Raw genomic sequence first — 22372 nt, forward strand, 5'->3', positions numbered from 1 at the left:
TTATTCTTCCTTATTATTATTTGAAAATAGTAAAAAAGCGGCCAATAAAAACCAAAAAATCAGTGTTCTTGCGCTATAAGTTGTAAACCCATATAACATCGGCCCCAAGAATATCAGCTTGTTTGAAAATGATAATTTTTTAAATATTTGATATAAAAAGATTAGAAATAAAGTGATACCGACGATCCCATAATAAAAAAGGATACCTAACCAAGTTGAATGAATTTCGTTCCCTTTCGGGTTATATAACCAGTGCGCACCTTGGCCAGCACCAAAAATTAAATATTGAGGATATTCAAGGAAGTTAAAAAGACCTCGTCCTTCTGCCTGGCTGTCTTTTTGATCCAGGCCTTCGACAAAACGCAGAACCACACTATCAAAAGCCCCTAAATGATATAAAAAGTAACTGAGGGTACTAAAAATGACTAATATGCCAAAAAATACAAATATTCTTTTATTCAGATCCCCTTTTTGACTAAATATAAATCCTAAAGTCAGCATTAAGAAGCCAATTGAAGCAGACCTTGACATGGTCAATAGAATTAAGAATAAAGCTAAAAAATAAACGATTATCTTTTTTAAATTACTTTCAGAAATATATAAAAAAATAGCACAGGTAGTTAAAACCCAAAATGCCATCTGATTGGGATCATTAAAAAGACCATTATATCGCGGTTCAAAATTGTAACGACCCAATCCACTTGCCCAGATCGCAATTTCTATTACATAGGAAAATGGAATAAGAAACAGTATTTTTTCATAAAAAAAGTTAACTTGAGAGGAACTCAAATTCATTAATAATAAAAAAAACAACAAGTTAAAGATCCAGTAAATGGTAGAAACCATATAACTGGGATCTAGAACGATCAAATACCAAGCAAAATTTACACAAACTGTATATGCGACAAAGATTAAGGCTACACTTGAGTATTCGATGGTTATTTTTGAGCTACGGCTGAATAATAAAAATATAGCCGCCATAATAAAAAGGTGACTAAATTGTGGAACCCCACTAGACCAAAAATAAAACTGAGATAAGAAAAATGACAGCAAGATAAAGTATATAACCACTTTATCTTTTAAATTAATATCATCTAAAAAAATAATGTTATTTTTTGAATTACTTTCATTTAAAATAATCATTATCCATTCCTTTTATTATTATCTAATGCCTAGAATCAGCAAAAGAAATGATTAATATTTTTATATTACTAACTAAATTATTTTATTAAACATAGTTAAAATACAATTATTGATATAAAATTTTTTAATTATTAAAAATCTTTTTTGATTAAGAGCCAATAAAAAAATCTAAAAAAATCATATGTTAAAATTTCTGAAGGATATTCTTTTAAAATTTTTATCATCTTTTCTAATGATTTCTTTTTAGATAATAGCCCTAATTCAAATGCATTAATCCACAAAGCTCTCTTTTTTGCTTTATTAAATAAAATATGATTCTGATATTCACTTAGAATCATCATTCTTGAATCGTGCATAAGAGTTGTTTGCTTATGCATATTATTGTCATGCAACCTATATTTTGCAAAAAGCACAGGAAGATAGCATAACTCCCCTGCTTGCGCTAAAAGCAGCCACATATACCAGTCTTCTATTTGTACTTCTGCGTTATAGCCGCCTATTTTTTTTAAAGCTTGAGTACGAATAAGTTGTGTAGTAGCCGGCAAATCATGTTCTAACAATAAAATCTGGTCGAAGGTATAACTTTTTCTTTTTTTAACTCTATTTTTCACAAGATTAGAATCATTATCAATAATTGATACTCCTCCAAATACAGCTATACAGTTCTTATTCTGGCTTAGAAATTTGGTTTGTATTTTTATTTTATCTTTTAAGATTATATCATCAGAAGCAAGGGAGGAAAAATATTCCCCCTGTGCCCATTCTAATGCTTCATTTAGAGTTGCGCTTAAGCCCTTATTTGGACGGTGTCTAAACTCAAATCGGGTAAATCGTTTTTCACATAATGGAATTAATTCTTGTATTTTTTCTACTGAAGCATCTGTAGATCCATCATCAATAATAATTAACTCAATATTCTGATAAGACTGGTCAATAACACTCTTGATGCTATCATGTATAAACCTTTCATGATTATAACTTGGTATAACTATAGAGACTAAGGGTTGTTCACTTATCATAATATTATTCCCTCTTTATTTTAATTGTTTAAATATAAATAAACTGATTACGATCCAATACAGCCCATAATTTATGAGATGGGCAATAGAAACACCTTCGAAACCAAATACTTGAGTACATATATAAGTTAAAGCAATGAGTGACACTGTAAATATAATCTCTGTACAAATATAGAGTTTAGTCATTGCTTTGCTGAGCATTAAATAAGCCAGTATCCAGCTTCCTATCTTCAAGGCATCTCCCATCATTTGCCAAAGAAATAAATCCTGCATAGGGGCAAAAGATGGACTAAATAATAATTTGATAATCCAATCACGTAGTATGAAAACACAAATTCCGCCTACAACAGCAAGTGGAAAAATAAACTTATAGCCTAAATAGACCTCTTTCTTAATTTCATCAATTGCATTGAGTTCTGATAAGCGCGGCAAGTAATACACACCTAATGTAGTGGTTACGAGCAAAAGATATACTGTGCTTAGACGGATCATCGCCTCCCAATAACCCGCATAAGCCAGGCTAAATTCTTGGGTTAAGTAGGACCGAATTAACATTTGCGATAGCGGCACACAGATCGCACTGACTAATGCCATGAGAATAAATGAGGCAAATTTTTTGGTAATTCCTAGGTCTATTTTTCCTAATAGTGAAGAAAACTCAAACCAGTCTGCTCTATGACAGAGTATTAATGTCACTATAAATGCAATCGACTGATAAATGGATAATGCAATTAAAGCCCCATATAACTGCAGCTTGATTGCCAAAACCCCAGTGATCACAAGTGCAAATAAACTACCGGCAATATTTGCAAGCACCAGCTTTAAAATTTCTTTTTTTCCATTCAATATGGCTAAAAATAGCGTATTAAAATTGAAAAATATTAAAAAAATAGCAAACCATATAAAAATCGTTTGGTACTTAAGTGATTGAAATATATATAATGCCAGCTGCTTTTGAAAAATAAGTATGAGAATCGCAAAAACGAGACTAAATAGAAAAACAATACTCCCTGCTGTTTTCCAGACTGCACGTTGTTTAGTCTCATCTTCATGATATTCAGCCGTATATTTAACTACAGCGGTATTAATCGCACTACCGGCAAAGGTCGTCACCATTTGAATAAAATTCTGGAATTGGCCGATCGCTGCATATCCAGTGGGTCCTAGATATACAGCCAGAATTTTATTCAGTACAAACATGGTGATGGTCTTAATCAAAACGGCTACACCATTCAGTACACTGGTCCTAAATAGATTCATCTATGCCTGAAAACCATTACATAACTGAACAACCTGCTTTGCTTCATCCATAGATAAAGTTGGTCCAATTGGTAAGCTTAGGACCTCCGCATGAATTTGTTCTGAAACTGGAAAACTTAAGCCATTCCATTCCTGATAAGCCTGCTGCTTATGAGGTGGAATTGGATAATGAATGAGTGTCTGTACTCCGTTTTCTGCTAAATATTGTTGTAATTTTTCCCGATATTTTGTTCTGATCACAAATAAATGCCAGACATGTTGAGCATAAGTCTCGGTGTTTATATTTTTGCACGGGAGCTCAATTGCGGTATTTTGAATTTCTTTTAAATACAGATCTGCAATATGCCGACGATGCTGATTCTCCTGATCTAAAAATTTAAGTTTCACATTCAGGATTGCAGCCTGAATTTCATCAAGACGACTATTTACACCCGGTACCAGATTTTTATATTTTTCATGTGAACCATAATTACGTATAGCTTTAAGCATCTGCGCTAACTCAGCATCGTTGGTGGTAATTGCTCCCCCATCACCGAGTGCGCCTAAGTTTTTACCTGGATAAAAACTGAAACCTGCAGCATCTCCCCAATTTCCTGCTTTTTGACCATTTATTTTAGCACCATGACTTTGGGCCGAATCTTCTAAAACCAGCAAGTTATATTTTTTGGCAATGGCCATAATTTCTGGCATTGCCGCAAGTTGTCCATATAAATGCACAGGCAAAATTACCTTTGTTTTTGGAGTTATGGCTGCTTCAATTTTCTTGGTATCAATATTAAAAGTCGTTATATCCGCTTCAACCAGTACCGGTTTCAGATTATTCTGTGAAATTGCTAAGATACTTGCAATATAGGTATTTGAAGGGACAATAACTTCATCTCCTTCATGGAGTTTTCCTAATTCTTTCCATGCGCGTAGCGTTAAAATAAGCGCATCTAAGCCATTAGCAACACCTATGGCATATCGTGTTCCACAATAATTTGCAAAATTATGCTCAAATTTTTCTAATTCTTTGCCACAGATATACCAACCAGAGTCGATTACCTGAGTGCAAGCTGCAATCAGTTGATCACGGTATTGAGTATTTATTGCTTTCAGATCAAGAAAAGGAATCATTCTTATCAATCTCATATAAAAATTTATATTTATTTTTTAATCTCATATTAATTAAAATTAATATATCTATAGTATTTAAATACAATCCTATTTATTCAGTTCATAACCTTTAGATTTAAAGCTTGGCTCCAATAAAAATTGTTTTACTTTCTTATTTAGCGGTTTTTCAATAAATCTATACATTAAAAAGCTAGCGATTAGAGTGACAATAAATATAAAAAAGGAAAACAGCATTAAGTCCATATTCAATGAAAATATTTTTCTTATATAATTTAAAACCTGTATTTCTAAAACATGCAGCAAGTAAAAAGAAAAACTGATTTCCCCTGCTAACACCATGTATTTATTTGACAAAAACTGGGTAATTATACTTTTTTTCTGAATAACATGAGACAGTGCAAAAATTAAAATAATTGCTGCCATAGGCAACCAATAGTAAATTGAATACCTGTAACTTATATCTATTTTATTATGAAATACAAAGAATAAAATAAAAAGTAAAATAGCTCCTAATTCAAATATAACTACAGGTTGCTTAATTTTGGAATAGCCCACTTTTAATTTTTCAAAAATATCAAACAGGATAATACCCAACAAAAAGTCAGAAAAACGCACATATGGTGAAATATATAACCAATAGTGATCCTGATTTTTATCAAGCTGAATATTTAGAATCAAAATACCTATAAGATAGAATATAAAAATATAACTTCTGATTTTTTCAGAAATCAAAAATGCAAATGGAAACAGCAGGTAGAAGAACATTTCATCCGAGATGCTCCAGGAAGGAGAATTCAATGAGAAATGGATCTCTTCTGAAGTAAAAAAGCTTTGTATCAGAAAAACATGCTGTATTAAATATTCCCAACCCTTGCCAGACTGAGCAAAAGTTAATAAAAATACCAGTGCTGTTGTGGCAATATGTACGGGATATATTCTGGCTAAACGAGAAATATAAAATTCTCTTTTTGAAATATTTCCGATTAAAAACTTTTCTTTATAATTGTAGGCTAAGATAAATCCACTCAAAATGAAGAAAAAGCTGACCCCTAAAAAGCCTTCGTCAAAAATACTATTAAAAATATTGGCATAATTGGTTTCTTTTAGAAAAGCCAAATGACTCAGAAAAACAAAAAGTGCGAAAAACATACGCAATGATGTAAGCGGCTTAATCACGTCATATATCTCCTTAATATTTATTATTATTTTTACAATTCTATCTTCTGAAGCTTCTTCTTTTGCAAGGCCTTCATTCTAATGAATTAATTTTATTATTTAGTGATCTGCTCAATCAAAGTCTGATCTACTTCTTTTAGGAACTGGTCGTAATTACGAATGTAATCACTTTCATCATAGTAATCACTTGCCAGTACCAATAGGATGCAATCTTCTGAAAAATCATGCATCTCATGCCAAACCATAGGTGGGATCAATAATCCCTTATTAGATTGAGCAATTAAAACTTCCTGTTTTTCTCTGCCATTATCCATCAGCATTTTACAGCTACCTTGAATTCCAAAAGCAATCTGTCGAAGTTGCTTGTGTGCATGGAATCCGCGTGGAACATCAGGTTGAGCGCCAGCAATATAATAAAGTCGCTGTATACTGAAGGGTATATTCCGATTGGCTTCTGCGACGACCAGACTGCCGCGGTGATCTCCCAGGTTAGGTAATTCAATCCACTTAATTAAGTTCATGCTCATTACCCCACCAAAGAAATCAGATATTGACCGTAGCCATTCTTATGCATGGTATGACCAATCGCTAAAACTTGCTCTTTACTCAACCAGCCATTGTTCAAGGCGATTTCTTCTAGACAAGCAACTTTATAACCTTGACGTCTTTCGAGGGTTTCAACAAATTGAGCCGCTTCAAGCAAACTACCCTGGGTACCTGTATCTAACCAGGCAAATCCACGTCCCAGAAGTTCAACATTTAGGTCACCACGTTCCAGATAAGCCTGGTTAATTGAGGTAATTTCCAGCTCACCCCGTTCTGAGGGTTTGACCTGTTTGGCAATCTGGATGACATCATTGTCATAAAAATATAAACCTGTCACCGCAAAGTTAGATTTTGGATTTTGGGGCTTTTCTTCAATTGAAATTACCCGTTGCTGTTCATCGAACTCTACGACACCAAAGCGTTCAGGATCTTTCACCTGATAGCCAAATACTGTTGCACCTTTTTGTCGTGCTGCGGCCTGACGTAACATCGGTGTAAAACCTTGGCCATAAAAAATATTATCGCCTAGTACCAGACATACATTGCTTTGACCGATAAATTTTTCACCCAGGATAAAGGCTTGTGCCAGACCATCAGGACGAGGCTGGATCGCATAACTCAGCTCCATGCCAAATTGCGAACCATCCCCTAATAAGCGCTTAAACCCCTCAATATCTTCTGGTGTACTAATCACTAGGACTTCACGAATACCGGCCAACATTAATACAGATAAGGGGTAATAAACCATTGGTTTATCATAAATCGGAAGTAACTGTTTTGAGATTCCTTTGGTAATAGGATGCAAACGTGTACCTGAGCCACCTGCCAAGATAATCCCTTTTGTTGTTCTTAACATTATACTGCCTCCCCTAAACGTTCACGCTGATAAGAACCATCCTGAACACGCTGACACCATTCCAGATTATTCAGATACCATTGCACCGTTTTCCGGATACCTGTTTCAAAGGACTCTTGTGGCTTCCAACCCAGTTCGCGCTCGATTTTTGAAGCATCAATCGCATAACGTAAATCATGACCTGGCCGATCGTTAACAAAAGTAATGAGGCTTGTATAAGTTTTTCCCTCCAGACGAGGCTTGAGCTCATCCAGAATTTTGCAGATGGTTTTGACCACCTCAATATTCTGTTTTTCATTATGCCCCCCGATATTGTAGGTTTCTCCCACGATGCCTTCGGTTGCAACCTGATATAAAGCACGCGCATGATCTTCTACAAAAAGCCAGTCCCGGATCTGTTGACCATTGCCATAAACCGGCAATGACTTACCATCCAGGGCATTTAAGATCATCAAAGGAATTAACTTTTCAGGAAAGTGATAAGGACCATAATTATTTGAACAGTTCGTGACTACGACTGGCAAACCATAGGTTCTATGCCAGGCCCGAACCAAATGATCCGAACTGGCTTTACTTGCTGAATAAGGTGAGCTTGGTAAATAAGGCGTAGTTTCAGTAAATAAGTCTGTTGTACCTTCTAAGTCTCCATATACTTCATCCGTTGAAATATGATGGAATTTGAATCTAGACTTTTTAATCGTAGATAGGTTTTGCCAATACTTTCGAGCTACTTCTAGTAAGGTGTAAGTTCCCACAATGTTTGTATTAATAAATTCTGCCGGACCATCAATCGAACGGTCCACATGAGACTCTGCAGCCAGATGCATAACGATATCTGGCTGAAACTCTAAAAATAATCGGGTTAAAGATACATGGTCGCAAATATCAGTTTGCGTAAATTGATAACGGGGATGATCCGATACAGAAATAAGTGACTCCAGATTACCTGCATAAGTTAACTTATCAACATTTAATACATGATGTTCAGTCTCGTTAATGAGATGCCGAATGACGGCAGATCCAATAAAACCGGCCCCACCGGTTACCAATATATTCATCACCATTTTGAGTATCCTTTAATATTTTTTATTTTACTTTTCACAAATTATTTTTAATGTGTTAATGCCGTCTAGGCATATCTGTTTTTATTGATTTGTCTATAAGATATATTAATTTTATTACACAAACTACCCATAGAGCAGCTAATCATCAAATGTAGTTACATTTTACAAATCCGGATAATGTTTTTTAAACTTAGTCCATCTTATATAGGCTCCAAGTTTTTTAGATAATTTTCCACTAATATTAATTTAACAATCATCAAAACTAATTAAATATTATTTTAATTAACAACAGATTATTTTGATTACTATAAAGATAAAGTATTTTAAATTCTATTAAAATATAATTGAATATTAAGAAAAATCAATGATCTAAAAAACCTCTAGATTAGATAAAAATTATATGAAAATACTTTTCTATTTTAATTTTAGGGCTTAATTCCTTCTATCAGTGAAGAACAGGACTTATTTAAAAATAACAATTGGAAACAATTAATATTCTAATGCGATCTTAAGCAATTCACTATATCTCTACAGCTTATTTAATCACGGTTTCACGTCCATTTTCGTCAATCTTACAGTTAAATTTCAGCTCAAACTTGTTAACTTGACTTAAGAATAGCTATAGACAAGGTATGTGATCTATTATATTTTTTAGACGTTAATCACATAAACCGAATTCAAAAAAATTAATAATTATTAATAAATACCAATTCTGAACATATAAAAATAAAGGGGTTTCAAGTGAACTATAGACACCTTTTAGGTACTTTTACCTTAAGCCTATCTCTGGTTGGATGTGCAGCAACATCCGGCTTTCAAACGTATGATTTACCGACAGAAGGAATCTATCAAACTGAACTGGGAACTCCAGTCAATCTGGTGAAACTGACTCAGGATACATTACCTGTAGTACAGTCTGCGCAAACGCATAATCTCAGTCATTATGCTCCTCTATTTCAGACTGAGGTGCAGGATTACCGCTTGAATCCAGGAGATATTTTATCTTTCCAGCTATGGGCTTATCCTGAAATTAGTGCCGTTCCTACAGCCAGCGACAATAACAATGGTTATCAGATTGACCGGAATGGTTATATCCAGTTTCCATTCATCAATCGTTATAAAGCAGCCGGAAAAACCCTTCCACAAGTGAATCAGGAAGTACGACGTCTGTTGATTCCTTATTTGAATAACCCGGATGTGGTCGTGAGAGTAATTTCCTATCAGGGACAGCGTTATTCAGTAGTAGGGAATGTGAAATCAGCTGGACAATTTTACCTGACTGACCAGCCGGTAAGTGTGTATACGGCGCTGGGCCTGGCTGGCGGGATTAATGAGCAAGGTGATTCCACTTCAATCCAGCTCGTACGCCAAGGTGTAACCTATGATCTGAACACGATTGCTTTGGAAAAAGCTGGTTATTCCTTACATAAGCTACTGATTCAACCCAATGACACCCTGTATATCAGTCCTCGGGAAAACCAGAAAATCTATGTCATGGGTGAAGCCGGCACCAATAAACCATTACCTATCCGTGACCAGGGCATGACACTTGCCGATGTACTGGGCGAAAGCGAAGGGATTAATCCATATTCTGCCAATCCGAGTCGGATTTATGTCTTGCGTGGCAATTCTGACAACAAGATGACTGAAATCTATCACTTAAGTCTAAAAAATCTGGGAGATTTTGGTCTGGCTAAACAGTTCAAGATGAATAGTAACGATATTGTCTATGTTGATGCTACCGGTCTGACCCGTTGGGAACGTGTAGTGAGCCAGATTCTTCCATTTTCATATGTCGCTGGTTCAGCTATACGATAGGTGAAAGTATGAAAATTAAAAATCTTTTAGCAATCTGTTTTGGACATGTTAATCATCAATTAGTGAATAAACATTTATTTATAAGATCTATCCGTACTTTCAGATTAAATCTATAAGGCTGGATCAACTAAATAATGACTGTTAGTACTAATAAAAACACTATTTTTAATTCCTCCATGGACTTCACCTGTAACTCCATGGTGCCCGAAAACCAGATATGAAACAGATTAGATGAAAGACAACATTATTCTGATCAGAATCAGAATGTCTGGTCTTTAGCGGACTCGACATCCCAAGAGAGGATAAAAAACAGAATATTGAGGATCCTTTCTCGCAGGGAGCAGCAAGTCATTGATGCATTTTTTTTGAGTTAATTCAAAATGGCATCAGCGACTGGAAAAATCACTTTTAAACTTTTAGATAGTAAAATTATGAACAAAAATAACAATACCGATAATATGATTGACCTAAAAGGGGTGTTCTTTTCCCTGCTCGCGCAATGGAAGCTCATCCTGCTATGTGGTTTGCTCAGCCTGATTGTAGTGCTGCTTTACATACGTACCGCAGCAATTAACTATAAGGTTGATGCAATCGTCCAGGTCGAAGAAAGTAGAGGCTCATCAGCTGCTTTACTTGGTAGCCTATCCAGCATTGTGAGTCAGATGTCTTCATCCAATGCCGAGATTGAGGTTTTAAAATCACGTACGATTCTCGAATCCGTAATTGACCGTTTAAATCTGGATCTGCATATTGCCAGCACTGAAGACTCTTTTATCAACCGTTTGATTCAAGGCAGAACTTCTCAAACTGAATATCAGACCGAAACCGTACGCTTTAAGGATGGTCAAAAAAGTTTTGATATCCGTCAGTTTGACGTCCCTGTAGCCTATCTGGATAAAAATCTGCTGCTGAAATTTCAACAACAGAGCTTTAGCCTGATCAATCCACTGACCGAAGAAATCGTCTTTCAAGGCGCACTAAACCAGCCGGTTGAGGCTAAAGCTGCACAGGGCGACTGGAAAATTGCCATCTTTACTCAAGATAATCTTGATAACAGTTATCAGGTGAAAAAGCTCTCATTGCCTTCAGCGATCGATTCTATTCTTGCCAATTATACGATTACAGAAAAAGGTGATCTGAGCGGCGTTTTGCAACTTCGCTATCAGGGTCAAGATAAACAGCACATCACTAAAGTCCTGAATACGATTTTAGCAGTTTACAGCCAGCATAATATTACACGCCGTTCGACAGACACTGCACGAACACTGGCTTTCCTGGATGAACAATTGCCGGATTTAAGAAAACAGCTTGATGATGCAGAGTTTGCCTTCAATCGCTTCCGCCAAAAATATAATACTGTGGATATCACCAGAGAATCAGAATTATATTTAAATCAGAGCGTGAATTTAGAATCACAAAGAGCCCTACTTGAACAGCGACAGGCGGAAATAGGTGCCAAGTATGCAGCTGCCCATCCGGCCATGCGTGAAATTACCGCCCAACTTCGCGTAGTGAATGGCAAGATTCGTGAGTTGAATTCAACACTTAAAAATATCCCAGAGATTCAACGCCAGTATTTACAACTGTCTCGTGACGTTGAAGTGAAACAGCAACTGTATACTAATCTGGTAAATTCTTATCAGCAACTGCGTGTTGCTAAAGCAGGTGAAAGCGGTAATGTTCATATTATTGATACCGCACTTGAACCAGTTGACCAGATTCAACAGAAACAGCCTCTGATTTTATTTTTAACCTTCTGTTTCGGTATTTTTCTGGGCATCTTGGTGGCGTTGTTGCGTAACATGCTACGTTCTGGTGTGAAAGATAGCAGTCAGATCGAATATCAGTTAGACCTGCCAGTCTATGCCAATATCGCTCATTCGACTGTTCAGAAACCTGGCCTGAAATTACTGAAAAAGAAAAAAATGCCTTTCTTATTGGCATTGAAACACAGTGATGATATGGCAGTTGAAAGCTTAAGAAGCATTCGTACAGCGAGCCACTTTGCTCTGACTCAGGCCAAAAACAATATCATGATGATTTCAGGTCCAGCACCAAAAGTTGGAAAATCTTTTGTTGCCAGCAATCTGGCCGTCATCATGGCAGAGAAAAATAAGCGTGTACTGATCATTGATGCAGACCTGCGCCGTGGTCATATACACAAATATTTTAATCTGGATAACCAGTATGGATTAACTGAATATCTGAATGAACACGTGTCTTTGGATAAAGTGGTACAAACCACCAATGTGCCGAACTTAAATGTCATTAGCTGTGGTGAAAATGCAACTAATCCAGCTGAGCTTCTGAATTCAGAACGCTTCCAGGAGTTGTTGCAAAAACTGATTCCACACTATGACCATATTATTATTGATACTCCACCGGTACTGGCTGTTACGGATGCGATCATTGTTTCCCGATACGTCGGACTTAATCTGGTTGTAGCACGCTATGCAAAAACCCAGATGAAGGAACTGGCACTTACAGTAAACCGCTTTAAACAGGCTGGCAGTACTGTCAATGGTCTGATCCTGAACGATATCCAGCGTTCAGCAGGTGGCAGCTATAGCTATGATTATACATATAGTTATAAGCCGAAAGCCAAAACCAGCTAATCTAATAGCTCCTAAAAAAAACCAGCAATCATTGCTGGTTTTTTCTTTTTTGAGTCGTACCAAATGCAGGTATTCACTTGCTAAAAAACCACCCGTTCTACAAGATTTCTTAAAATTTTCTGCTAAGATGGACTGAACCTCAACGATAACATTAGATTGGACAAATACATGAGTAAGGCCTTACCGATTGCCGTCGCTGTTCTTTTAGGCGGTGCCGCGCTAGTACCTGTTTACTATGCAACTCAAAACCCTGCTACTCAAACTACAAAAGCATCTAAAGATGCCTCTGCTGTCTCTAAAATCAGCTATGCACTCGGTTATGAAGTGGCGCATCAGACTCCTCCTGAGCTGGACATTAACAGTTTTGTGACCGGTGTACGTGAAGGACATGCGCGTTCTGCACCTGCCTATACGGAAGAAGAATTACAGGCAGCTTATGAGCAGTTCCAGAAAGAAATGCAACAAAAGCAGCTTGATAGTGCAAAACAGGCTCAAGCTTCAAGTGATACTTTCCTGACTGAAAATGCGAAAAAAGCAGGTATTAAAACAACTGCTTCCGGCTTACAGTACCAAGTCACGAAAGAAGGTACAGGTAAACAGCCAAAAGCCTCTTCAATTGTGAAAGTACATTACACTGGTAAACTGGTAGATGGCACTGTATTTGACAGTTCAGTAGAACGCGGTGAACCGATCGAGTTTCCATTAAATCAAGTCATTCCAGGCTGGACTGAAGGTCTGCAGCTGATGAAAGAAGGCGGTAAGGCAACTCTATATATTCCGTCAAATCTGGGTTATGGTGAACAGGGTGTCCCTGGTACGATTCCTCCGCATAGCACTTTGATTTTTGATGTGGAATTAATCGAAGTAAAATAATACAAATAGGGAGAGCGACCAGCTCTCCTTTATTTTTGAGAATTGATAATGAAAATACAAATCAGTTTAATGGTTTTGCTGCTCAGTTCAGGCAGCCTTTTTGCTAAAGAGATCAATAATACAAGTAGTGAAGCTGAGAAGATTGGTTACAGCTTTGGTTATCTGATGGGTCGCAGTAATGCAGACACTTTAAAGGATCTTGATTTAGATGCATTTAGCCAGGGCTTAAAGACAGCCGCTGCTGGACAAAAATCCAGTTTAAGCGATGAAGAAATGACCCAAGTGCTGACTCAGTATAAACGTCAAAGTGATGCCAAAGAACTGATTGTGCTGAAACAGAAAGCTGAAGAAAATGCCAAAGCTGGCAAAGCATTCTTGCAGGAAAATGCGAAAAAGCCAGGCGTTAAAACTACCAAATCTGGTCTGCAATACCTGGTACTGAAAGAAGGTAAAGGGAAATCACCAAGTGCTAACAGTAATGTCCGTGTGCATTATGAAGGTCGCCTGATTGATGGTACCGTTTTTGACAGTTCGATTGCCCGCCAGCAGCCAGTCGATTTCCGTACCACCCAAGTGATTACTGGCTGGACAGAAGGCTTACAGCTCATGAAAGTCGGTGCTAAATACCGCTTCTTTATCCCCGCTGATCTGGCCTATGGACAGATTGGTTCGGGAGATATAATTGAACCAAATAGTACCCTGATTTTTGATATCGAATTACTGGAAATTATTAAATAAAAATTCCTTTAATTGTAAAAGTTAAAAAGAGAGGCAAATTATTTGCCTCTCTTTTTTTGTACTGATGAGAAACGAATTAGTTGGAGCTTTTCATGTATATTCATAGCAGTTTTGCTATTTTATAGTGTAATCAAAATATTCAACAACAATAGAGGACTTCAGCATGGCAGCAATCAAGACCCGCGAAATTCAATATACTGCGCAGGATGGCAGCACTTTGATTGGTTATTTTGCCGCACCGGAAACTGATGCACCTGTAGCCGGTGTTATCGTGGCACCCGAATGGTGGGGCCGCAATGACTATACTGAACAGCGTGCCCGTGAACTGGCGGAACATGGGTATGCCGCGCTGGCAATTGATATGTATGGTGACAAGAAAGTAACCACCAGCTCTGATCAGGCCTATCAATGGATGATGCAGACGTTTGAAGATCCAGACACTATTGTGAACCGTGCAAAAGCTGCTTTAGATACTTTAGCGGCACAGGATGAAGTCAATCCGGAAAAACTGGCGGCAATTGGTTTCTGTTACGGCGGTAAAGTGGCTCTGGATCTGGCTCGCTCAAATGCACCGTTAAAAGCTGTGGCTACTTTCCATGCCAACCTGTCTCCTAAAGCACCTGCACAGAAAGGCCAGGTACAGGCAGAAATTCTGGTTCTACACGGTGAAAAGGACAGTATGGTCAGTCTGGATGATGTCGCCAGCTTTAAAGAAGAAATGCAGGCAGCTAAGGTCGAGCATAATATAATTATATTTGAAAATGCCAAGCATGGATTTAGCAACCCGCTGGCGGATGAGCGCGCCAAGGCCAATGGTGTCGATCTGGGCTACAATGCTGAAGCAGAGAAACAAAGCTTGGCTGCCATGTATGAATTACTGGCACGACGACTCGCTTGATAACAGATAAATTGATCTGGCTCATGATCGAGCTGGGTCATACATGAAAAAAATAAATTCAATGAAAGGAGCCAATATCATGACTGAAAATAACTGCCCGTACTGTAATTTTGACGAATACGATATTCTGGCTAAAAATGATTTTGCTGTCGTGTTACCTGAACCCAACTCCCTGTCCAAAGGACATTATGTAGTTACTCCATTACGTCATGTGGCGTCATTTTTTGAAATCACAGATAAAGAACGTAAGAGCATGATGTCCTTACTTGAACAGGCTCGTAATGAATTGCAATTACGCTATCAGCCTTCCGGTTTTCATGTCGGGTTTAATGATGGCGAAGTATTTCAGGAAAAATCAGAACATTTACACATTCATATTATCCCACGTTATGAAGGCAAGGTATTAAAGCTGGATGCACGCTGGGGCATTGAAGAATAAGAATTTAAATTTTTTTTCCCGAGTGAATGCTTTTCGAAGTGTTCACTTGTCCCTTCCATTTATTCATTTTTACTCTTTTTCAGTCTTGCTGTTTTAGCAGACTTTTCATCTTTTAGCTGGGTCTCTTCAGTTATACTAGGCCTCGTTTTCCAGTTTGTTCTATCTTCATGTTTGTATTTTCAGATGCCCTTTTAGAATGGTTTGATGTGCATGGCCGTCATGATTTGCCGTGGCAAGTGGCTGATGATCCCTATAAGGTCTGGGTCTCTGAAATCATGCTACAGCAGACTCAGGTCAAAACCGTGCTGCAATATTTTGAGCGGTTTATTCAACGTTTTCCGACAGTACAGGACTTAGGTACAGCTTCTTGGGATGAAGTCGCACCCTATTGGGCTGGGCTGGGCTATTATGCTCGTGCCCGCAATTTGCATAAGGCAGCCGGTATTGTAGCAAGGCAGGGGCATTTCCCGACGAGCCTGGAAGAATGGATCGCCCTGCCCGGCATTGGCCGCTCAACCGCGGGAGCCTTAATGTCTTTGGGTTTACGTCAGTACGGCGTGATCATGGATGGTAATGTCAAACGGGTGCTGGCACGATTTTTTGCGATCGAAGATGATCTGTCTAAACCGGTTCATGAACGTGCCTTGTGGGAGCTTGCTGAACAGCTTTGCCCGGTTGAACGGAATCATGACTATACCCAGGCGATTATGGATCTCGGTGCGACCGTCTGTACTCCGAAAAAGCCTTTATGCCTGTATTGTCCAATGCAGCAACATTGCAAGGCACATCAACAGGGTCTGGAAAATGAATTGCCCTTTAAAAAAGCCAAAAAGCCGGTACCGGTCAAAGCAGCTCAAGTGCTGTTGATCCAGTCAGGTGATGAATGGCTATGGCAGCAACGTCCTAATAGTGGTCTTTGGGGCGGGCTTTGGTGCCTGCCAATTATTGAAGACACTCATACATTTGAACAACTGTGCCAGCAACTGGGTCTGAAAAATCTCGTACAAAAGGCCCAGATCAGCCACAGTTTCACCCATTTTACCTGGCAGCTTGAAGCCATGGTTTTTGCAGTCGATGCAGATCAGCAGGAACATCTGGCGATTGAGTTACAGGGCTTCTGGATGAACCCGGAAACTGCGGTCAATGCAGGTATTCCAACCGCCATGAAAAAATTGATTTCTACCGTAAATTTATGACATAGTCTGGAACAAGAAGAATCATACTGGCCTCATTTAAGGATAAATATTTTGCGCCATTCTCTTGCGTTTGTTGGGCTTTCTTTGGTGATGTTATTTCTGGTGGCGTGTAGTAGCGCACCGAAACATCCTTCTGCGGTTCAACTTAATCCGGCACTGGTCAAAAAACTGAATCATATGCGTATGCCCTCTTCTCTGCCGATTCCGGTAGATCGGGTTCAGGCTCGTGAATTGAAAGATACTTGGGGAGCTTCGCGTAGTAGTGGCCGTTTGCATGAGGGCATTGATATTCTGGCTCCACGTGGAACCAAGGTTCGTAGTGCGACGCCTGGTCTGATCGCGGATTTACGGAATAACAATTTGGGTGGTAAAGTAGTCTGGATTCTGGGTCCAGGTGGTGCCTGGCATTATTATGCACATCTGGATGGTCATAAGCGTGGCCTGAAAGTTGGTGACTATGTCAAAAAGGGCGATGTCATTGGTTATGTCGGTAATACTGGCAATGCCCGGCATACTGCGCCACATCTGCATTATGGTCTCTATTTAAATGGTAAGGGCCGTGGTGTTGTTAACCCTTATCCATATTTACGTTAATTTTAGGAAGTTTACATGTCAGAAGTGTTGATCAACCGTCTGGTCGAATTTGCTGAATCAGGCAATCAACAGAAAATCGTGCTCAATGGCCAGACCTATCAGGGCTGGATCATGGAAATTACCGAAGAGGCGCTTCTGATCAGTACTGGTTATGCCGATAAAAGTGGTAAGGATATGTGGATCCAGTTCAGTGATCTGCAGCAGGCAGAACTCTCCTACTGGGACAATCAGCAAGATCAGTGGACGACATTTAAATTATAAGATAATCAAAAGGAGCATCCCTTGACGATCCAACGCTGTGGCTGGTGCTCTGATGATCCTCTGTATACTGCTTACCATGATCAGGAATGGGGACAGGCGCTGCATGATGAAAAACGCCTGTTTGAAATGCTGTGTCTGGAAGGTCAGCAGGCCGGTTTAGCCTGGATTACCGTACTCAGAAAACGTGAATCTTATCGCAAACATTTCTTTCAATATTCGATTGAAACGATTGCTTCTTTTACAGATGAGCAACTCACCGCAAAACTGCAAGATGCTAGTCTAATTCGGCATATCGGTAAACTAACTGCAATTCGCGATAATGCCCGGGCCTGGCAACAGCTTAAATCTCAAGAGATTGATGTGGTCACATGGTTATGGTCCTTTGCCCAGCAGCCCCGATTGAATAATGATGTGGCAGATTATCGTCAGGCTCCGGCACAAACCATTGAAAGCCAGAACATGTCCAAAGCCTTAAAAAAAGCAGGCTTTAAGTTTGTCGGTCCTACGATCTGTTATGCCTTTATGCAGGCAGTTGGCATGGTCGATGACCATGAAAATCACTGTCACTTTAAAACAATATCCTCCCATTCAAATAAGAGCTGAATCTATGTCCACTAATACTATTCAAGCCTATGCCGCAATGTCTGCCGGTGCTGCTCTGGAACCTTATCAATTTGATGCAGGTGAACTTCAGCCGCATCAGGTCGAAGTGAAAGTTGAATACTGCGGCCTATGCCATTCTGATATTTCAGTACTCAATAATGACTGGGGATCTTCAGTATATCCTGTGGTGGCCGGACATGAAGTCATTGGAACCATTACACAACTGGGTTCTGAAGCCAAAGGTCTAAAAGTAGGTCAACGTGTCGGTATTGGCTGGACTGCGGAAAGCTGCCAACATTGCGATCCTTGTATTTCAGGCCAGCAAGTGCTGTGTACCGGTGGTCAGGTTGCAACCATCGTCGGTCATACAGGCGGTTTTGCAGATAAAGTCCGTGCTGGCTGGCAATGGGCAATTCCCTTACCCGAAGATCTGGACCCAGAAAGTGCTGGCCCCCTGCTCTGTGGCGGGATTACTGTATTTGACCCGATTCTAAAACATCAGATTCAGGCCATTCACCACGTCGGTGTCATTGGTATTGGCGGTTTGGGACATATGGCGATCAAGCTGTTGAAAGCGTGGGGTTGTGAAATTACCGCCTTTACTTCAAATCTGGATAAAACCGATGAGCTGAAAGCCATGGGTGCAGACCATGTAGTGAATAGTCGTGACCCAGCAGCGCTTAAACCGCTTCGTGGTAAATTTGACCTATTAATGAGTACTGTCAATGTCACACTAGACTGGCAGGCTTATTTATCAACACTGGCACCAAATGGTACTGTACATATGCTGGGCTTACCACTGGAACCCATGCAAATTTCTGCAGGTTCACTGATTGGTGGTGCTAAATCAGTGACTGGCTCGCCGACAGGTTCACCAGCAGCTTTACGTCAATTACTAAAATTTGCGGCACGTAAAAATATTGCGCCACAGATTGAACTGTTCCCCATGTCGGAAATTAATGCTGCGATTGAACGTCTGCACTCAGGCAAAGCCCGTTACCGGATTGTACTGAAAGCCGATTTCTAATTTTTACTAATCATCAGTAAATCTAGATCTGCCCTAGCCTCATGTTAGGGCAGATTTTTTATGGCTATATTTACATATAATTGGTTTATAAATATTTAGCCAGCTTCTGAGCCAGAAATTCAATAAATAGATGTACCCGTTTAGGCAGATGCTCCTGACGGTAATAGACTGCATGAATTTTTTGATAATGTAGCTCAATCTGATCTTCAAATAACGCCTGTAAACGACCCGCCTGCAAATCGTCCTCGACCAGAAAGCGTGACAGACAGGTAATACCTACCCCGTATAAAGCTAATTGACGGACAGTTTCCCCATTGGGTGCTCGAATCTTTGGCTTTACAGTGATAGGTTCGCCATTCAGTCGAACCGGCCAGGTATTCAGATGCGTAGGCTGACTAAATCCCAGTAAAGTATGGTCCGATAAATCTGCCACTGATTGCGGTCTGCCTTTCTGCTGTAAATATTCAGGACTGGCCACAATATACAAACGGCTGCGGCATAATAATCTGGCATGCAGGCTGGAATCATGCAGTTCTCCAAAGCGGATCGCGACATCGGTTTTATGTTCCAGCAGATCAATCACCTGATCATGATTATTTAGTTCAATTTCGATGTGGGGATAACGCTGCATAAATTCCTGAATTAGCGGCACGATTACATGCAGTACAAAAGGTGTCGCTGAATCGACCCGAATCAATCCTGACGTATCACTATCTGATTTCAGTAAGGCATCTTCAGCTTCTGCCAGATCATTGAGAATTTTGCGCGCCTTTTCTAGAAATAGCTGGCCTTCTTGAGTCAGTTTCAGCTTACGTGTGGTTCTTTCTAAAAGAGTAACATTTAACTTATTTTCCAGACGTTGCAATGCCCGACTGACACCCGAAGTGGTTTGTCCCAAACGCTCTGCCGCCATGACAATAGAACCACTATCCACAATAGTGACAAAAGCCTGTAATTCTTCAATCGTCGATTTCATTTGTCACTCTTTTATTGATTTTCGGTCAATAATATTTTGCAAATTCAGCTATTTTTTCGCAACAATAAAAAGCACAAAATACTCAACATCGAAAATACTTAAAGATTAAAGCTATGAATATTGTTCCTCAATTTGGTGTCGGTACCTTTCGCCTGTCTGGACAGACCGTCATTGATTCAGTCAAAACAGCCCTGGAAGTCGGTTATCGCGCCGTAGATACGGCACAGATTTATGCCAATGAAGCGGAAGTGGGTCAGGCTATTGCAGAAAGCCAAGTTAATCGTAACGAGCTATTCATTACCACCAAAATCTGGACAGATCATTACGCACCAGACAAATTAATTCCAAGCCTCAAAGAGAGTCTGCATAAATTGCGTACCGATGCAGTTAATCTGACGCTCATTCACTGGCCTGCACCTCGCTTAGGCGTTCAAATTCCTGAGCTGATGCAGACTTTATTAGAAGCCAAACAGCAAGGTCTGACTGAGCATATCGGTGTGTCCAATTTCAATATTGAGCTGACCCAACAAGCCATTGATACGATTGGTCTGGAGCATATCGCAACTAACCAGATTGAACTGAGTCCTTATCTGCAAAATCAGCGTCTGGTCAGTTTCCTACAATCTCAGAAGATTGATGTCACCTCTTATATGACACTAGCTTATGGCAAAGTGCTGAATGATCCTGTCCTGCAAGGAATTGCTGCACAGCATCAGGCTTCGACTGCACAAATTGCACTGGCTTGGGCCTTGCAAAAAGGTTTTGCGGTGATTCCTTCTTCAACCAAACGTGAACATCTGCTTGCCAATCTGGCAGCGCAGGAGATACAACTGTCTCAAGAAGAAATGGCTTTGATCAGCACCTTGGAGCGCAATGGCCGCGAAGTTGATCCGGAACAACTGGCACCCCTCTGGGACTAAGCAGAAACCATGAAAGTTAATTTTCCTTTGCTTGCACTGGCGGTTGGCGCCTTTGCAATTGGTACCACTGAATTCTCTCCTATGGGTTTTCTGCCAGAAATCGCTCGTGATCTGGAGATTTCGATTCCTCGTGCCGGGATGCTAATCAGTGCCTATGCTTTAGGTGTGATGTTGGGTGCACCGCTAATGACCCTCTGGTTAAGCCGTTATTCTAAACGTAAGTCTCTCATTTTACTGATGGCGATTTTTACGATTGGTAATATTCTGGCGACATTAACGCCTAATTATCTGGGGCTGATGGGGGCACGCATCATTACCAGCCTGAACCATGGTGCTTTCTTCGGGATTGGTTCGGTTGTCGCGGCCAGTGTCGTTCCGAAAGATAAACAGGCCAGCGCTGTAGCCATGATGTTTATGGGCCTGACCATTGCCAATATTGGCGGGGTGCCACTAGCAACCTGGATAGGACAACATATCGGCTGGCGTATGGCTTTTCTGGGTATTTCCCTGCTTGGTGTGCTGACCATGTTCTCCCTATGGAAAGCCTTACCAGAAGGCCAAAGCAGTCAGAAACCGGATGTAAGGCAGGAGCTGCAAGTCCTGACCCGCCTGCCTGTTGTTTTAGCTTTATTGACTACCGTGATGAGTGCGGGGGCCATGTTTGCCCTATACACTTATATTGCGCCAAGTCTGCAAAGCTTTACTCAAGCCTCACCGGCATTAATTACCCTAATGCTTGTGCTGATTGGAGTAGGTTTCTCGATTGGTAATCATCTGGGTGGCAAGTTTGCAGATCTATCCTTAGATAAAACCCTGATTGGCTTTTTAATCTTGCTTATGCTGATGATGCTGCTCTTCCCGATTCTGGCAAGCACGGCTCTTGGCGCAGGTCTGGCATTAATCATCTGGGGTGCTGCTGCCTTTGCCGTGGTCCCACCTTTACAGATGCGAGTCATGTCCGTGGCTTATGATGCGCCTGGACTGGCCTCTTCAGTAAATATTGGTGCCTTTAACCTCGGGAATGCTTTGGGTGCGATTGCGGGTGCCAGTGTGCTAAATCTGGGACTTAGCTATAGTGCGGTTTCATTTGCCGGTGCTGGGCTCAGTGCTGTTGCTTTGCTTCTGGTCGTGATTCAAATGAAACTGGTTCCACAGCAAGAGACTCCTGCGCAGCAATGCTCTTAAAATTTCCTTCATCAAAAAGTCCGCCTGATGCGGACTTTTTTATTGGCTA

General features: G+C 39.9%; 22 protein-coding genes. 13 read left to right on the plus strand and 9 right to left on the minus strand.

The window, feature by feature from the left end; all coding sequences use genetic code 11:
• From FTU46_RS11200 to rfbB, 8 genes are all read right to left on the minus strand, one after another.
• Positions 1 to 1143: an O-antigen ligase gene (locus tag FTU46_RS11200; protein WP_180105002.1), complete on the minus strand. Its 1143-nt coding sequence runs from the start codon at positions 1141 to 1143 to the stop codon at positions 1 to 3.
• A 131-nt stretch (positions 1144 to 1274) separates the two neighbouring features.
• Positions 1275 to 2162, minus strand: a complete 888-nt coding sequence (locus tag FTU46_RS11205) for a glycosyltransferase (protein WP_180105003.1) — start codon at positions 2160 to 2162, stop codon at positions 1275 to 1277.
• Between the two features lie 15 nt (positions 2163 to 2177).
• Positions 2178 to 3422, minus strand: a complete 1245-nt coding sequence (locus tag FTU46_RS11210; protein ID WP_180105004.1) for an O-antigen translocase — start codon at positions 3420 to 3422, stop codon at positions 2178 to 2180.
• On the minus strand, positions 3423 to 4538 hold the full coding sequence (locus tag FTU46_RS11215) for a DegT/DnrJ/EryC1/StrS aminotransferase family protein (RefSeq protein WP_180105005.1): 1116 nt from the start codon (positions 4536 to 4538) through the stop codon (positions 3423 to 3425).
• Positions 4539 to 4625: 87 nt separating this feature from the next.
• On the minus strand, positions 4626 to 5714 hold the full coding sequence (locus tag FTU46_RS11220) for an acyltransferase (protein ID WP_180032024.1): 1089 nt from the start codon (positions 5712 to 5714) through the stop codon (positions 4626 to 4628).
• A 95-nt stretch (positions 5715 to 5809) separates the two neighbouring features.
• Positions 5810 to 6235, minus strand: a complete 426-nt coding sequence (locus FTU46_RS11225) for an FdtA/QdtA family cupin domain-containing protein (protein ID WP_180012109.1) — start codon at positions 6233 to 6235, stop codon at positions 5810 to 5812.
• Positions 6236 to 6240: 5 nt separating this feature from the next.
• On the minus strand, positions 6241 to 7116 hold the full coding sequence (rfbA, locus tag FTU46_RS11230) for a glucose-1-phosphate thymidylyltransferase RfbA (RefSeq protein ID WP_104426847.1): 876 nt from the start codon (positions 7114 to 7116) through the stop codon (positions 6241 to 6243).
• Positions 7116 to 8174, minus strand: coding sequence for a dTDP-glucose 4,6-dehydratase (gene rfbB, locus FTU46_RS11235; RefSeq protein WP_180105016.1), 1059 nt, complete (start codon positions 8172 to 8174; stop codon positions 7116 to 7118). Before rfbB ends, rfbA begins: the two co-directional genes overlap by 1 nt.
• A 747-nt stretch (positions 8175 to 8921) precedes the next feature.
• Between rfbB and FTU46_RS11240 the strand changes: the two genes are divergently transcribed.
• From FTU46_RS11240 to FTU46_RS11290, 11 genes are all read left to right on the plus strand, one after another.
• Positions 8922 to 9998: a polysaccharide biosynthesis/export family protein gene (locus FTU46_RS11240; RefSeq protein ID WP_034170758.1), complete on the plus strand. Its 1077-nt coding sequence runs from the start codon at positions 8922 to 8924 to the stop codon at positions 9996 to 9998.
• A 431-nt stretch (positions 9999 to 10429) separates the two neighbouring features.
• The gene (locus FTU46_RS11245) at positions 10430 to 12613 is read left to right on the plus strand and encodes a polysaccharide biosynthesis tyrosine autokinase (protein WP_180052930.1); all 2184 of its coding nucleotides are present in this window, start codon (positions 10430 to 10432) and stop codon (positions 12611 to 12613) included.
• 168 nt (positions 12614 to 12781) lie between these two features.
• Entirely contained in the window at positions 12782 to 13486 is a 705-nt protein-coding gene (locus FTU46_RS11250; protein WP_125279709.1) for an FKBP-type peptidyl-prolyl cis-trans isomerase, read from the plus strand.
• Between the two features lie 48 nt (positions 13487 to 13534).
• Complete coding sequence (locus FTU46_RS11255; protein WP_005233205.1) at positions 13535 to 14224, plus strand: FKBP-type peptidyl-prolyl cis-trans isomerase; 690 nt, start codon at positions 13535 to 13537, stop codon at positions 14222 to 14224.
• Positions 14225 to 14387: 163 nt separating this feature from the next.
• Complete coding sequence (locus FTU46_RS11260; RefSeq protein ID WP_180105006.1) at positions 14388 to 15122, plus strand: dienelactone hydrolase family protein; 735 nt, start codon at positions 14388 to 14390, stop codon at positions 15120 to 15122.
• 79 nt (positions 15123 to 15201) lie between these two features.
• Complete coding sequence (locus FTU46_RS11265; protein ID WP_005233203.1) at positions 15202 to 15561, plus strand: HIT family protein; 360 nt, start codon at positions 15202 to 15204, stop codon at positions 15559 to 15561.
• 167 nt (positions 15562 to 15728) lie between these two features.
• A complete protein-coding gene (gene mutY / locus FTU46_RS11270) occupies positions 15729 to 16757 on the plus strand; it encodes an A/G-specific adenine glycosylase (protein WP_218946466.1) in 1029 nt (342 codons plus the stop codon).
• A 90-nt stretch (positions 16758 to 16847) separates the two neighbouring features.
• Positions 16848 to 17351 carry a M23 family metallopeptidase gene (locus tag FTU46_RS11275; protein ID WP_171431287.1) on the plus strand — a complete coding sequence of 168 codons (504 nt, stop codon included), beginning with the start codon at positions 16848 to 16850 and terminating at the stop codon, positions 17349 to 17351.
• Between the two features lie 15 nt (positions 17352 to 17366).
• Positions 17367 to 17612 (plus strand): hypothetical protein, encoded by a 246-nt coding sequence (locus FTU46_RS11280; protein WP_180105007.1) that lies wholly within the window; start codon positions 17367 to 17369, stop codon positions 17610 to 17612.
• Positions 17613 to 17633: 21 nt separating this feature from the next.
• On the plus strand, positions 17634 to 18215 hold the full coding sequence (locus tag FTU46_RS11285) for a DNA-3-methyladenine glycosylase I (protein WP_034170752.1): 582 nt from the start codon (positions 17634 to 17636) through the stop codon (positions 18213 to 18215).
• Positions 18216 to 18219: 4 nt separating this feature from the next.
• The gene (locus FTU46_RS11290) at positions 18220 to 19242 is read left to right on the plus strand and encodes an NAD(P)-dependent alcohol dehydrogenase (protein WP_180105008.1); all 1023 of its coding nucleotides are present in this window, start codon (positions 18220 to 18222) and stop codon (positions 19240 to 19242) included.
• An 85-nt stretch (positions 19243 to 19327) separates the two neighbouring features.
• Here FTU46_RS11290 and FTU46_RS11295 read toward each other — a convergent pair whose 3' ends face one another.
• Complete coding sequence (locus tag FTU46_RS11295; RefSeq protein ID WP_180002615.1) at positions 19328 to 20218, minus strand: LysR family transcriptional regulator; 891 nt, start codon at positions 20216 to 20218, stop codon at positions 19328 to 19330.
• 113 nt (positions 20219 to 20331) lie between these two features.
• On the opposite strand from FTU46_RS11295, the gene dkgB reads away from it, so the two are divergent.
• Complete coding sequence (gene dkgB / locus FTU46_RS11300; protein WP_180012117.1) at positions 20332 to 21138, plus strand: 2,5-didehydrogluconate reductase DkgB; 807 nt, start codon at positions 20332 to 20334, stop codon at positions 21136 to 21138.
• A gap of 9 nt (positions 21139 to 21147) precedes the next feature.
• Positions 21148 to 22323, plus strand: coding sequence for an MFS transporter (locus FTU46_RS11305; RefSeq protein WP_180012119.1), 1176 nt, complete (start codon positions 21148 to 21150; stop codon positions 22321 to 22323).
• The last annotated feature ends 49 nt before the right edge of the window (positions 22324 to 22372 follow it).

Origin of the sequence: Acinetobacter sp. YH12108 (assembly GCF_013419055.1) — a bacterium.
In the GTDB taxonomy this organism is placed as follows: Bacteria; Pseudomonadota; Gammaproteobacteria; order Pseudomonadales; family Moraxellaceae; genus Acinetobacter.

Coding starts and splice junctions, on each gene's coding strand:
- FTU46_RS11200 (WP_180105002.1), bottom strand. CDS start 1,143: ATGATTATTTTAAATGAAAGTAATTCAAAAAATAACATTATTTTTTTA.
- FTU46_RS11205 (WP_180105003.1), bottom strand. CDS start 2,162: ATGATAAGTGAACAACCCTTAGTCTCTATAGTTATACCAAGTTATAAT.
- FTU46_RS11210 (WP_180105004.1), bottom strand. CDS start 3,422: ATGAATCTATTTAGGACCAGTGTACTGAATGGTGTAGCCGTTTTGATT.
- FTU46_RS11215 (WP_180105005.1), bottom strand. CDS start 4,538: ATGATTCCTTTTCTTGATCTGAAAGCAATAAATACTCAATACCGTGAT.
- FTU46_RS11225 (WP_180012109.1), bottom strand. CDS start 6,235: ATGAACTTAATTAAGTGGATTGAATTACCTAACCTGGGAGATCACCGC.
- rfbA (WP_104426847.1), bottom strand. CDS start 7,116: ATGTTAAGAACAACAAAAGGGATTATCTTGGCAGGTGGCTCAGGTACA.
- rfbB (WP_180105016.1), bottom strand. CDS start 8,174: ATGAATATATTGGTAACCGGTGGGGCCGGTTTTATTGGATCTGCCGTC.
- FTU46_RS11245 (WP_180052930.1), top strand. CDS start 10,430: ATGAACAAAAATAACAATACCGATAATATGATTGACCTAAAAGGGGTG.
- FTU46_RS11250 (WP_125279709.1), top strand. CDS start 12,782: ATGAGTAAGGCCTTACCGATTGCCGTCGCTGTTCTTTTAGGCGGTGCC.
- FTU46_RS11255 (WP_005233205.1), top strand. CDS start 13,535: ATGAAAATACAAATCAGTTTAATGGTTTTGCTGCTCAGTTCAGGCAGC.
- FTU46_RS11260 (WP_180105006.1), top strand. CDS start 14,388: ATGGCAGCAATCAAGACCCGCGAAATTCAATATACTGCGCAGGATGGC.
- FTU46_RS11265 (WP_005233203.1), top strand. CDS start 15,202: ATGACTGAAAATAACTGCCCGTACTGTAATTTTGACGAATACGATATT.
- mutY (WP_218946466.1), top strand. CDS start 15,729: ATGTTTGTATTTTCAGATGCCCTTTTAGAATGGTTTGATGTGCATGGC.
- FTU46_RS11275 (WP_171431287.1), top strand. CDS start 16,848: ATGTTATTTCTGGTGGCGTGTAGTAGCGCACCGAAACATCCTTCTGCG.
- FTU46_RS11280 (WP_180105007.1), top strand. CDS start 17,367: ATGTCAGAAGTGTTGATCAACCGTCTGGTCGAATTTGCTGAATCAGGC.
- FTU46_RS11290 (WP_180105008.1), top strand. CDS start 18,220: ATGTCCACTAATACTATTCAAGCCTATGCCGCAATGTCTGCCGGTGCT.
- FTU46_RS11295 (WP_180002615.1), bottom strand. CDS start 20,218: ATGAAATCGACGATTGAAGAATTACAGGCTTTTGTCACTATTGTGGAT.
- dkgB (WP_180012117.1), top strand. CDS start 20,332: ATGAATATTGTTCCTCAATTTGGTGTCGGTACCTTTCGCCTGTCTGGA.
- FTU46_RS11305 (WP_180012119.1), top strand. CDS start 21,148: ATGAAAGTTAATTTTCCTTTGCTTGCACTGGCGGTTGGCGCCTTTGCA.